This is a genomic window from Prevotella heparinolytica (assembly GCF_002998535.1).
GTDB classification, from domain to species: Bacteria; Bacteroidota; Bacteroidia; order Bacteroidales; family Bacteroidaceae; genus Bacteroides; species Bacteroides heparinolyticus.
On record NZ_CP027234.1, the window covers coordinates 1,102,762 to 1,115,896 of the forward strand.

General features: G+C 46.2%; 8 protein-coding genes and 1 pseudogene. 4 read left to right on the forward strand and 5 right to left on the reverse strand.

The features are described 5' to 3' along the window. The first annotated feature begins 19 nt into the window (after positions 1–19). Positions 20–1,264 carry a DUF4374 domain-containing protein gene (locus C3V43_RS04585; protein WP_106068787.1) on the forward strand — a complete coding sequence of 415 codons (1,245 nt, stop codon included), beginning with the start codon at positions 20–22 and terminating at the stop codon, positions 1,262–1,264. Positions 1,265–1,673: 409 nt separating this feature from the next. Further along, the gene (locus tag C3V43_RS04595; protein WP_043895889.1) at positions 1,674–2,009 is read left to right on the forward strand and encodes an RteC domain-containing protein; all 336 of its coding nucleotides are present in this window, start codon (positions 1,674–1,676) and stop codon (positions 2,007–2,009) included. 72 nt (positions 2,010–2,081) lie between these two features. Here C3V43_RS04595 and C3V43_RS04600 read toward each other — a convergent pair whose 3' ends face one another. From C3V43_RS04600 to mobC, 4 genes are all read right to left on the reverse strand, one after another. Beyond that, positions 2,082–3,746 (reverse strand): IS1182 family transposase, encoded by a 1,665-nt coding sequence (locus tag C3V43_RS04600; protein ID WP_106068183.1) that lies wholly within the window; start codon positions 3,744–3,746, stop codon positions 2,082–2,084. 120 nt (positions 3,747–3,866) lie between these two features. Next, entirely contained in the window at positions 3,867–4,904 is a 1,038-nt protein-coding gene (locus C3V43_RS04605; protein WP_021662848.1) for a PDDEXK nuclease domain-containing protein, read from the reverse strand. A 37-nt stretch (positions 4,905–4,941) separates the two neighbouring features. Further along, entirely contained in the window at positions 4,942–5,145 is a 204-nt protein-coding gene (locus C3V43_RS15090; RefSeq protein ID WP_211815600.1) for a permease of the drug/metabolite transporter, read from the reverse strand. Between the two features lie 304 nt (positions 5,146–5,449). Then, entirely contained in the window at positions 5,450–7,441 is a 1,992-nt protein-coding gene (gene mobC / locus C3V43_RS04615; RefSeq protein WP_106068788.1) for a conjugal transfer protein MobC, read from the reverse strand. Between the two features lie 147 nt (positions 7,442–7,588). On the opposite strand from mobC, the pseudogene istA reads away from it, so the two are divergent. Continuing rightward, positions 7,589–9,159, forward strand: a pseudogene (gene istA, locus C3V43_RS04620) (IS21 family transposase). 12 nt (positions 9,160–9,171) lie between these two features. Beyond that, entirely contained in the window at positions 9,172–9,960 is a 789-nt protein-coding gene (gene istB / locus C3V43_RS04625) for an IS21-like element helper ATPase IstB (RefSeq protein WP_106068784.1), read from the forward strand. A 277-nt stretch (positions 9,961–10,237) separates the two neighbouring features. Here istB and ppdK read toward each other — a convergent pair whose 3' ends face one another. Next, positions 10,238–12,964, reverse strand: coding sequence for a pyruvate, phosphate dikinase (gene ppdK / locus C3V43_RS04635; RefSeq protein WP_106068789.1), 2,727 nt, complete (start codon positions 12,962–12,964; stop codon positions 10,238–10,240). Between the last annotated feature and the right edge of the window lie 171 nt (positions 12,965–13,135).

A 13,135-nucleotide genomic window follows, 5' to 3' on the forward strand; every position in this document is an offset into this window, starting at 1 on the left:
TCATATAAAATTTTAAGTTATGATTAAAAACAACCTTTTCAAATTCACGCTTGCAGCTTGTGCAATGCTTAGTTTTGTGGGATGCAGCAAGGATAATCCAAATCCTACCCCGGAACAGTTAAAAGGAGACATCGCCGTTTCCTTCAATATGGTGAATCCTGACGGCAAATCAGGAACCGTTCATGTAAAACTGCTTGATGGTATAGAAGCCAAGCATGTAGACAATGCAAATGCTTTCTATGGAGGATTCATGTCTGGAATGTTCGGGCATAAAAATAGCATTTATGTATTCCCCGCTTATATGGGCGGAGACAAGCCAGAATTGTCCAAGTACAACCGTAATAACGGTAAACTCGAACCAGCAGGAAAACTCCCTCTTCCGCCACAAGCTTCCGCCGCTTGCATGGAGATTCTCAACGAGAATAAGGCTTATGTATCATTGCAGGCGTTGGGCAAACTGTTGGTATTCAATCCAACCACCATGCAGCAAATCGGGGAGATTGATCTCAACGGCTGTATTCCCGACCTGAAGGATGAGAATGGAACCATTGTCAAGAATCCAAGTCTCGGTGCAATGATTATCCGAGATGGAGTGCTATTTGTCGCTTTGGATGCGATGGTGGGTGAATATTGGCTACCTTCAGAAAAGCGACCTTATTCAGACATGGCTGTTATTGATACTAAAACAGATAAACTTGAGAAGGTCATTACGGAAAAAAGTAGCGGCATCGCTTTCCCATCCCGTCCTATTGACCGCAAGACAATCTTTATGGATGAGCAAGGGGATATTTACATTGCCTGCATGGGAGGATTCGGATATAAACCAATAGATGCAGGATTCTTGCGAATCAAGAAAGGAACGACAGAGTTCGATCCCAGTTATCATTGGGTTATCAGTAAACAACATTTAGAAGGATTCTCTGTCAGTCCTAAATATATTCCTGCATGCCGATATATTGGGAATGGCAAAGTATGCGCCTATGTGTTCGTCAAGGAAAGTAACCAGTCTATAGGACACATTGACTTGGCTTGTGTTCCCGTAATGATGGATTTAAAGTCCAAGACGATGAAGCGAATCAACATCCCTGTTTCCAGTGGATATTCGGTTGCCATTGAGAAGTACAAAGACAAGGTTCTGTTTGGTAACATGAACGAGAAAGACAAAGGCATATACATATACGACCCTAAAACAAATACGGCAAGCGGCAAGGCTGTGATTACGACGGAAGGACAGGCTTGGCAAATGCACTATTTCGGAGAATAATCTATTCTGATTATATTTCTGTTTGTAGTAAGGCAAAGTAAGGCAAACTGTCCAATGTCTTTTTAGAGAAGATATATCTAATTCTCTTAATAGCATTTCTTGGATAGTTTGCCTTTCATTCATTTTATTGTTTACAATATGAAAAGACTCATACAAACAACAGCGTTTGAACAACTAATTTCAAATGATTTGACAGCAATCCAAATGAGGGCTGTTTGTGATAGTTTTATCAAAGACGTAATAAGATTAAGCGAAACAGAAAAAGAACCACGTTCTTTGTTTCGGACTCTTTGTTACACTCGTTTCCATTTGCAAACAATCTGCGAAAAGAGCGGATTAACAACGGAGATGGGGAAAAAATGTATCAGAGCTGCTATACGTCATTGACAAGGAGTTAGAATTATGGTATATGCGAATGCAAGGAGTTTTATCTTTATCACCTCCGAATCTGCGATCCAATTCCTTCTGTATTCGTTGGACAGCTAAGGCAACCGACTTAGTGGAACTACTCTACGCACTTGATACCTGTGACTGTATCAACGATGGTGAAATCGGTATAGAAGAATTGGCAGATGCCTTTTCCGAAATCTTTGGTATAGAAATCAAGAACTGCTACAATGTCTATATGAACATGAAACGCCGCAAGGATGACAGCCGCACCTATTTTCTTGATGAACTCCGAGAGGAGCTGAACAAGCGTATGGTGGAGAGTGACCTGAAAGGCGGAAAGTTCAAGAAACGGTAAATCAAAGAGGGTGTGTCAAAATAGACACATCCTCTTTTTTTGTTTTTTCGCGTCTTCCCTGCTCGATTTCCCTTATGCCGCAATCAACTCTGTTTTTCTTCCATGACGGCCTCCATTGGGCCGGAAAAGGCGTATCAGGACACAAATCAAGGCTGTAAATGCGTCTGACAGCCCCGATATCCCCCCCTTGAGCATCTTTGCGCACATTTTCTTGATGTTGAAGGCCATGGCGAAGAAGGCAAAGTCCATCAAAACCTTGTCTTTTCCAAAGTGCCGGAAGCGTCGGTATGCCATATCGAACTTCATCTGTCCGAAGACGGCTTCAGGTTCAATGCACCGCCGTCCCCTGTGCCTGATGCCTTCCCGGGAAGTGAGCCTTTCCCGTGCCTTTCCCTTGTATTCGTTCAGCCTGTGGTTGACCTCCATGATGCGTCTGTCCGTCCTTGCCCCGTAGCATCTGCATCTGAGCGGGCATCCTTTGCAGTTCTGCGCCCGGTAGCGTGCGCTTTCGGTGAGGTATCCGCCTGCGGTCTTTCCACGGGTTGTCCCGACGCGCTCCATGTGCTGCCCCATGGGACAGACGTAATAATCCTCCTCCTTATTATAGTACAGGCTGTCCTGATGGAACGGGGCCGGTGTATAATGTGGACGCTGTTCCATGTGGAAACGGTTGTACTTGACGTATGCCTCCACGCCGGCATCCTCCATGAAACGGTAGTTCTCCTCCGAGCCGTACCCCGAGTCGGCAACGGCGGTGGAAGGATGACGGTGATAGCGCCGGAAGAAAGAATCCATAAAGGGGATAAACGTGAGCGTGTCGGTGGGATTGGGAAACAGGGCAAAGTCGGTGATGAACTGGTTCTCCGTCGCTATCTGGAGATTATAGCCGGGCTTGGTCTGCCCGTTGTTCATGGCATCCTCTTTCATGTGCATGAACGTGGCGTCAGGGTCTGTCTTGGACATGGAATTGCGACTGCCAATCTGTTCAAGACGGCTGTCATACTCCTGCAGTTTCTCACGGTACTTATCCAGTTCCTTTATCTGTTTCTCCTTTTTCTTGCACTGTGCTTTCTCTTCTTTGGTGGTAGCGGCAGGGGGCGTGGCAAGGGCTTCTCTAAGTTCGGCAGACAGTTCGCTCAATGTTGCGGGCGTGAACTCCACATGCTCTTTCTCCGAGGATTTCTCTTGCGCAATGGTATCATCGACCTGCTGCAGGAGGATGCGTATCTTCTCTATCAGTTTAGTGCGATTCTTTTCTATTGTCCTGCGCCATACAAAAGTGTATTTGTTGGCTTTTGACTCTATCTTCGTACCATCGATATATTCCACATCGAGCGTTACAAAGCCACGCTCCGCGAGCAGAAGAACCAACCGGGTAAATACATTGTTGAGTTCGTCCTTGACACGATTACGGAATCGGTTGATAGTAATAAAATCAGGTTTCTCATATCCTGCAAGCCAAATGAAGTGTATGTCACGCAGGAGCAATTGCTCTATCTTGCGGCAAGAATAGATATTATTCATATAGGCATAGAGGATAACCTTGAGCATCATCTTCGGGTGGTATGGACTACGACCGCTTTCCTTGTAGAGCTTGCGGAAATTATCCAAATTAAGACCGTCAACAATGGCGTTGACCATGCGGACAGGGTCGTTCTCCGCAATATTTTCATCAAGCCGTTGTGGAAAAAGCACCGTTTGGTTGCAAGTGTAAGGGCGAAAGTGTAACTTTGACATAACGTAATTTTGTATGCCTAAAGTTACAAAAACTTTAGGAAATAGCAAAGCCCTGGCTTGAGAAAGTCGGGGCTTTGTGCAAAAAAAGAGGATGTGTCTATTTTGACACACCCTCCTGTCTTATTCTTTGATAAGCAGTTCCAATTTCTTGGCTATATCCTCGGATGCCGGAAGCAGTTCCTTATAGGCTTCGGGCAGTTCGGGTGAAAGGCTGTATGTCGCCACACCGATGGGCATTGCCGAAGTCTTGAGGGCATATTCCACAATCGTCCTGCTTTTGGATTTGCAAATGATGATGCCGATGGCAGGGTTTTCATGCGGCAACTTAACCGTCTCATTCAGGACATTGAGATAAAACTCCATCTTCCCTTTGTACTCAGGCTTGAACTCACCGATTTTCAGCTCCACGGCTATCATTGCCTGCAGGCGACGGTTGTATAGCAGCAGGTCGATGAAGTACTCCCTGCCATCCACCTCCAATCGGTATTGGTTTCCCATAAACGAAAAGTCCGTTCCGAACTCCATCAGAAAAGAGCGGATATTCTTGATGATAGCCTGTTCCAACTCATACTCCGAATGTTCCTCGCTCAATCCGATAAAATCCAACATATATTCGTCCTTTACGGCGAGGACGGCTTGGTTACGGATATTTTCAGGTAGCGTAGTATCAAAGTTACTCTGTCCGAGCAGGAAACTCTCATACGTTTTCAATTCTATTTTGTGTATCAGCACGTCTTTCGTCCATCCGTATTTCTTGGTCGCCAAGATGTAGAACTGCCTTTGCTGCGTCTCCTTACATTTGGTCAGAATGACGATATGCTTCGACCAACTGATTTCTCCAACTAATGGTTGGAGAATTTCATTCGTTTGATATTCAGCGTAAAAGCGTGCCATGTCCCACATATTGGAAACTCCGAAGCCCTTGATTCCGGGGAACTCTTTTTGAATGTCCTGTGAGAGGTTTTCCACAACAGATTTTCCCCATCCGAGTGCCTTCTGCTGTTCGGTAATGCGCCTGCCTATCTCCCAATAGAGAGTTATCATCTCCTTATTGACGGCTTTCAACGCTTCGTATTGTGCAGAGCGAATTCGCTTTGTTATCTCTTCCTTGAAACTCAGGTATTCTGCCGATGTGAGTGGTATATTGTGCGTACTCATATTCTTTCTTCTTTATAGATGTTATTCTTGCCGCCTCTTACCGAAAAGCCTTTATTACCCTGAACACTGCCCACAAGCAGGTGAAAGGTGCGGTGAAGACTCCTATGACGACAAAGAGGAGCAGTTTGACAATATAGTAAACAATCCACTGCCCATTTGTCCCAGCCATCATCTTATAAGGAATGTACTTTTCCACAAAGAGATAGCCCGACCATATCGCCATCAGCACATATCCGGACATCCATCTCATATCCTCAAAACCTTTGGTCGCCAAGAAATTCCATCTGAAACCTATGACAAACAAGGCGATGAGAGACAGCAGACTGAAGATGCTTCGCCAAATCTCACTACGTTTTCTTTTCTGAAAACAAGGTGTACAGAGTATCGGCTGATACCTTTCCGCACATTCAGGACACAGCCCTTTTCCGCAATCGGAACATTGGGCTACCGCCGGTTCTTTAGTATGATCAAAACAATTCATAGTGTAATCAATTAGCGTGTTCAAAAATACAAAAATTCTGCCTTAGAGCCAAGAAAAACAACCGTTATTTCTTGGTATTGAGTAGTTTGGAAAGTTCCGGATCATCGGCAATCCGCTGCAACTCCCGTTCCACGATTTCCCGCACCTCCGTCTTGACACGGTCATAGTTTGCCTTGATTTCCTGCTCCATCATATCCTCTCCGTTTTCATTCGTGAAGTCTGTCAGAATGGGTATCGGGCGGTAAGCAGCCGTTTCCTTTGCAACTTTCGCATTGTCCACCACAATCTCACAGTGGAATATCTTCTGCTCGATACGTTCGGAGAAGTTATCGGCGACCGCTCCTACGAACATTCCCTGTGTGAGCGTGGAAATCTTACTCTGTGGGATAAGGCTGTCCATCTGCGTGGATATGGAGGTCGTTTTGTCGCTGCGGGTGATACTCATACTCTGTCGCTTTTGAAGCACCTTTCCGAAACGCTCCGATAAAGTCTTTGCCGTCTCGCCGACCACCTGTCCGGAGAAAATGTTTCCGACAGTATTCATCACTACAGCAGCTTCCTTGTCTCCATAATCGCGCTTCAGTTGCGAAAAGTCCTGAAAGCCCAAGCATACCGCCACCTTGTTGCTTCGTGCGGTGGCAATCAAGTTGTCCAACCCCTTGAAATAGATGGTGGGTAGCTCGTCGATGAGCACGGAACTTTTCAGCATCCCTTTTTTATTGATGAGCTTGACGATACGCGAATTATACAATCCCAATGCCGCTCCGTAGATATTCTGTCTGTCAGGATTGTTTCCTACGCATAGGATTTTAGGCTCCTTGGGATTATTGATGTCGAGTGTGAAATCATCTCCTGTCATAATCCAATAGAGCTGCGGACTTATCATCCTCGATAAGGGAATCTTGGCGGAAGCTATCTGCCCCTGTAACTGGTCAGCCGCCCCTCCGAGCCAAGCGTCCATGAAAGGAGAAAGATAGTTCTCCAATTCAGGATATGAGGTGAGTATCGGAAAAATATCCTCGTACTTGCGGCAGAGAAACTCTATGGCATGCGGAAAGGTACAGTATTTCCCTCCCTCGAAAATGCGGAGATACCAAATGATAGCGGCGAAGAGTACGATGGGCGACTCCACGAAGAAATCTCCTTGTTTCTGCACCCACGTCTTGTTGAGGTTGAGCATGATGGTGTACGCCGACTCGTAGGCATCTGAAATGTCGCTCATGAAATCGGGGTGTATCGGATTGCAGCGGTGCGACCGACGAGGGTCGTCGAAGTTGATCACGTAAAACTTCGGTTTGACCTTATATCCTTCCGAGTGATGCAGCAGATGGTTGTAAACAATCGTGGAGAGGTCGGGATACTTGAAGTCGTAGCAGTAGATGGCAAAACCTTTTTCGATTTGCTGCTTGATGAAATTATTGATGATGGCATAGGACTTACCACTGCCCGGCGTTCCCAAGACGGAGACCGCACGGAAAGGATTGACCACGTTTATCCAGCCACTGTTCCATTTCTTGCGGTAATAGAATCGGGTCGGCAGATTGACCGAGTACTCGTTCTCCAAAAGTCTTGTCTCCTGCATAAAGGATTCATTCTCTTGATTGAAGACATCCTCCATCAGGTTGTTCTTCAAGAGTCGGCTCATATAGAGTCCCGCCATCAGCAGACAAACATAGCCTACGGTTATCGTAAAAGTATAGAGAGCCGTATTCGCCTCTATGGGCAGTGGCAAGGCAAGTATCCACCAATTGAGGAAGAAAAAGACAAAGCCGGCGTCCATGAATGCCCATATCTTCGACCAAGTGATATGCTCCTCTTTCACGCCCTTTGTACCCAAACAGGAAAGCCCCATCAGTACCAGCGCAAAGAGCTTGGTGTAAAGCATATTTCCAAATAGTCCCGCCGTGCGATGGAAATTCATCAGTATCCTGTCCACCACACCGATGTTCAGCCCCCATAGTTTGATGGCTTCATAGCAATACCAATAGAGATGGGCAACCACCAGTATGATACTTACGGCATGGAAAAGCCAATCAACTTTGACCCTTTTGGCCAAACGTTTTTGCCCCCTTTGGGCACAATAAAATTGACCCTTTTGGCTCAAATAAGAATACCCCCCTTAGGTAACAGTGGCCATTGATTTTTATGTAGATTTGTGACACCCGAGTCCTGGTGTAACGGGTTAACCATAAAATCTACATATATGAATAAAAGAATTAAAAGCATTTTAAGATGCTATGCCTCAGGTATGGGAATCAAAGAAATGGCTTGTACGTTTTGTATTTCCCGTAACACGGTTCGTAAGTATGTCCGCCATTTTCTTTCAAGCGGTAAAAGTATCGAAGAGCTCCTTACTTATTCCGATAGGCAGCTGGATGAGATATTCGGTAATACATCGCTCCGTCATCGTGAACCTTCTTCCAAAAGGGTTGAATTGGAAGCGTTGCTTCCCGATTATGTATCTCAATTATCACGTAAAGGGATGAGTGTGAGAAAATTATTCAAGAAGTATCATGCTGCGTATCCTGACGGCTATGGGCTATCATCTTTCAAGCGGATTATCCGCGAATACAGATTTCGCATCAAGGTTGTCGGTCATGTAGAGCATTATTCCGCAGACCAGATGTATGTTGATTTTGCCGGCGACAAACTTGAAGTTGTCGATGAGATGACGGGCGAGACGAAGAAGTCCGAGGTATTCGTTGCCATCCTTCCGTTCAGCCATTACACCTACTGCGAGGCCGTATGGTCTCAACGCAAGGAAGATTTGATAAGGGGGTGCGAGAATGCCATGTATTATTTTGAAGGTGTTCCTGCGGCCATTGTACCCGACAACTTGAAGGCTGCCGTAACGAGAAGCGACCGTAACGAGCCTGTCATCAATGAGGATTTCGCCGCCTTCGCCGAACACTACGGTTGCGCTGTCTATCCCGCCCGTGTGCGCCATCCCAAGGACAAGGCCTTGGTTGAAAATGCGGTGAAGCTGCTCTACCGATCCGTTTACTTTGAAATAGAAGGAATGACATTTACAAGTCTGGATGAGCTCAATGCCGCCATCCGTGTTTCCTTGCAGAAGTTCAATGGGAAGGTGATGGCCGGTCGGGAAATGTCGCGCAGGGAAATGTTCCTGCGTGGCGAAAAAGACTATCTCCGTCCGCTTCCCCAGCAACGTTACATAGTGAAGGAGAGGAAAGTAATGACCGTTGGCAAGAACTCTTATGTTTCGTTGTTCAAGCACCATTACAGCGTTCCGAGAGAATATGTAGGAAGACGCGTAACGATGCTCTACGATGCCGACACGGTGGAAATCTATTGTGGTATGAATCTTGTTGCCACACACGGCCGCTGTGATATTCCCTATACCTATTCATGGAAAAGGAGCACAACTTGCCTGGGCACTACGGCCCTTATGACAAGGATCTGGATGAACTCTTCCGGCAAGCCTCAGAAATGGATAATATCGTTTTGAATTATCTTCGTGAAGTGGAACGAACCATGCAATATCCCCCAAAAGCGTTCAGATCATGTCGGGGCATTCTGGCTCTGGAAAAGAAATACGGCCGTGACCGTCTCATCGCAGCATGCGCATGCGCAGACCAGAAGCTGCAATACGGTTACCAAGCCTTACGAGAGGTGCTGGGATTGGGAGAAGATGCCGACTTCCTTCCCGATGAGGACGGAACAATACAGCCTCATGCAATTCCTATCACTCCGTTGAAACACAAGAATATACGTGGAAGTGAATACTACCAAAAAGAAAAGTCAGGACAATAAAAACGATATCATATGCAAACAAACAATAAAACAGCTCCTATTACGGGGCAACAAGATCAGAATACCATATCATTGGAGCTGATGAACCGAATGAAATTACACGGTATGGCAGAGGCCTTCCGGGAAAGCCTTGCCGGGACCACTACACAGTCAATGACAGCCGATACATTCCTTTCCATGCTCCTTGCACGCGAATGGGACTATCGTGCCCAGGCTGCCATCACAAGGCTTACCAAGAATGCAGCATTCCGATACAAGGCCTATGTCGAACAGATTGATTATGCTGTAAACAGAGGGCTGGACCGTAATCAGATGGAACGTCTTGCTACTCTTGACTTTGTACACAAAGGACAGAATCTTTTCATTACAGGTTCTTCAGGTACGGGCAAAAGCTATCTGGCTTGCGCCTTAGGCCACGAGGCGTGTAAAAGAGGAATCAGAACACTCTATGCCAATGCACCCAAAATGCTTGGTATACTAAAAGTCGCCAAGATTAAAGGGATGCTTGAAACAGAACTCAAAAAGATAGAACGCTGTCAGTTGCTCATCCTCGATGACCTGTTCCTCGTACCCCTTGATGCAAAGGAACGTCCCATACTGCTTGAAATCATTGAAGACAGGCATGAAAGGAAATCCATCATCATCACCTCGCAGTATCCCCCGTCCAACTGGTATGATATGATAGGAGACCCGACCATTGCCGATGCCATCCTTGACCGTATCATCCACACGGCTCATAACATAGAACTGAATGGTGAAAGTATGCGTAAATTAAGATCAAAGAATAACCGAGAAGTTTAAAAGGGTAAAATAAGATTGACCCCTATCACCAGGACTTTTAAAGGGTCAATTCTATTGTGCCCAAAGGGGGCAAATTCTGTTTGGCCAAAAGGGTCAAAGTTGATTGGCTTTTCCATACATGCAACTGGCAGATCTTTCCGGCATCCGCCCATTATTTCTGAATAAACAAGCGCACAAATCACACGTTTTACAGCATAGAAAAAAGGGATTCGCCTCAAGAGCAAATCCCTTCAACTTACAGATTATCAGTTATATCTATTTTTCAGATACTTCTATTTCAGTTCAAGTCTTCAATCGCAGCCTGCGCCGCCGCCAAACGTGCAATGGGCACACGGAACGGAGAACAGCTGACATAATTCAATCCCACCTTGTGGCAGAACTTCACTGAAGAAGGTTCTCCACCATGCTCGCCGCAAATACCGCATTTCAAATCCGGACGGATGGCACGCCCTTTCTCCGTGGCCATACGTACCAACTGTCCTACGCCATTTTGGTCGAGCACTTGGAACGGATCGACTTTCAGAATCTTCTTCTCCAGATAGATAGGAAGGAAAGAAGCGATATCGTCACGTGAATATCCAAACGTCATCTGAGTCAAGTCGTTCGTTCCGAATGAGAAGAACTCTGCCGAAGAAGCAATACGGTTGGCAGTCAGAGCAGCACGAGGAATTTCAATCATAGTACCGACCTTGAAATCAATGCTATCCCCTACTTCTTCAAACAACTTGGCGGCTTCGCCACGAATGACATCTTCTTGTTGTTTAAATTCGTACAAGATACCGGTCAGCGGCACCATAATCTCAGGATGCGTTTCAACGCCTTCTTTCTTCAACTCCAAGGCTGCACCCAAGATGGCACGCGTCTGCATCTGGGTAATTTCAGGATATGTATTTCCCAAACGGCAACCACGGTGCCCCAGCATCGGGTTGTGTTCGCAAAGCGATTCAACACGTTGCTGAATATATTGCAGACTCACTCCCATTGCATCGGCCATCTCTTGCTGACCTTTCAAATCGTGAGGAACAAACTCGTGCAAAGGAGGATCGAGCAGACGAACAGTTACCGGGAATCCGGCCATAGCCTTGAAGATACCCTTGAAGTCGGCTTGCTGGTACGGCAGAATCTTAGACAAAGCCTTGCGGCGTCCTTCGGCATCTTCTGCAAGAATCATCTCGCGCATGGCTTTAATCTTCTCGCCTTCAAAGAACATGTGTTCTGTGCGGCAGAGACCGATTCCCACTGCACCGAAGTTGCGTGCCACCTCTGCATCGTGCGGAGTATCGGCGTTGGTACGAACTTGCAGTTTAGTATATTTATCAGCCAGATTCATCAACTCGGCAAAGTCACCGGAAAGTTCGGCAGCCTTTGTTTCTACCTTACCATTATATACTTGGCCTGTGCTACCATTCAAAGAAATGTAATCACCCTCTTTCAGGAGAACGCCATCTATCTCTACTGTACGTGCCTTATAGTCGATATTCAACGCTCCCGCACCCGATACACAGCATTTACCCATGCCGCGAGCCACTACGGCCGCATGCGAGGTCATACCTCCACGAGCAGTCAAGATACCTTCGGCAACTGCCATACCGGCCAAGTCTTCGGGAGAAGTCTCAATACGTACCATCACAACCTTTTTGCCGGCAGCATGCCATTCGGCGGCATCATCTGCAAAGAATACAATCTGCCCGCAAGCAGCACCCGGAGATGCAGGCAAACCACGGGTCAAAGTCTGGGCTTGCTTCAGAGCCTTTGTATCAAATATCGGATGAAGCAACTCATCCAGTTTGTTCGGCTCGCAACGAAGCAATGCCGTTTTTTCATCAATCATTCCCTGACGAAGCAAATCCATGGCAATTTTCACCATAGCGGCACCGGTACGCTTACCGTTACGTGTCTGGAGGAACCAGAGTTTACCTTCCTGTACGGTGAATTCCATGTCCTGCATATCCTTGTAGTGGTTTTCGAGCTTGGTCTGCAACGCATCCAACTCTTTATAGATTTCCGGCATGGCCTCTTCCATGGAAGGATATTTGCTTACACGCTCTTCCTCGCTCACGCCGGCCAGTTCCGCCCAACGTTGCGAACCGACTTTTGTAATCTGCTGCGGAGTGCGAATACCTGCTACCACATCTTCACCTTGCGCATTAATCAGATATTCACCGTTGAAAAGGTCTTCGCCGGTTGCTGCGTCGCGGCTGAAGCAAACACCCGTAGCCGAGGTTTCTCCCATATTGCCGAACACCATGGCCTGAACACTGACAGCCGTACCCCATTCATCAGGTATTCCTTCCATTTTACGATAAAGAATGGCACGCTCGTTCATCCAAGAATTGAACACGGCACATACGGCTCCCCATAGCTGCTCGTAAGCACAAGCCGGGAAATCCTTACCTGTCTGCGCTTTGACTGCGGCTTTGAATTTTTTCACCAATTCTTTGAGATCTTCTACTTCGAGCTCATTATCCAACTTCACGCCTTTGGCATGTTTCACCTCTTCAATAATGGCCTCGAACGGATCTACATCTTCTTTGTTTACCGGTTTCATGCCAAGCACCACGTCGCCATACATCTGAACGAAGCGGCGGTAAGAATCCCATGCAAAACGTGCATTGCCGGTTTTGCGTGTCAAGCCTTCTACCACTTCATCATTCAGACCTAAGTTCAAGATAGTATCCATCATGCCCGGCATGGAAGCACGTGCACCCGAACGTACAGAGACCAACAAAGGGTTCTCCACATCACCGAACTTGGAACGCATCAGCGTTTCTACGTGAGCGATGGCCTGTTCTACTTCGTTTTTCAATAAAGCAACGACTTTGTCCTGACCCATTTCATAATATTCGGTACAAACTTCTGTCGTAATTGTGAAGCCCGGAGGAACCGGAACTCCTATAAGATTCATTTCTGCAAGGTTGGCACCTTTTCCACCCAACAGATTCTTCATGTCAGCCTTTCCCTCTGCCCGGCCGTTTCCAAAAGTGTAAACTCTTTTTTTGTCCATAATAAATATTTAAAGTTTCTGATTATTACTTTATTTTTCTGTTCGCAAATCTAAGTATATTTCGCATACTATAAAACTTTTTCCCTCGAAAACTTTATGCCAAAATGCAATTTCGACATTGCAATCTTTAATATTTCGTTTCATAGAGAGAATTACCGAAAAAATATCTAC

Bases quoted from the DNA above. Each gene is read 5' to 3' on its own strand.
- C3V43_RS04585 (WP_106068787.1), top strand. From the start codon at position 20: ATGATTAAAAACAACCTTTTCAAATTCACGCTTGCAGCTTGTGCAATG.
- C3V43_RS04595 (WP_043895889.1), top strand. From the start codon at position 1,674: ATGCGAATGCAAGGAGTTTTATCTTTATCACCTCCGAATCTGCGATCC.
- C3V43_RS04605 (WP_021662848.1), bottom strand. From the start codon at position 4,904: ATGAGTACGCACAATATACCACTCACATCGGCAGAATACCTGAGTTTC.
- C3V43_RS15090 (WP_211815600.1), bottom strand. From the start codon at position 5,145: ATGTCCGGATATGTGCTGATGGCGATATGGTCGGGCTATCTCTTTGTG.
- C3V43_RS04600 (WP_106068183.1), bottom strand. From the start codon at position 3,746: ATGTCAAAGTTACACTTTCGCCCTTACACTTGCAACCAAACGGTGCTT.
- istB (WP_106068784.1), top strand. From the start codon at position 9,172: ATGCAAACAAACAATAAAACAGCTCCTATTACGGGGCAACAAGATCAG.
- ppdK (WP_106068789.1), bottom strand. From the start codon at position 12,964: ATGGACAAAAAAAGAGTTTACACTTTTGGAAACGGCCGGGCAGAGGGA.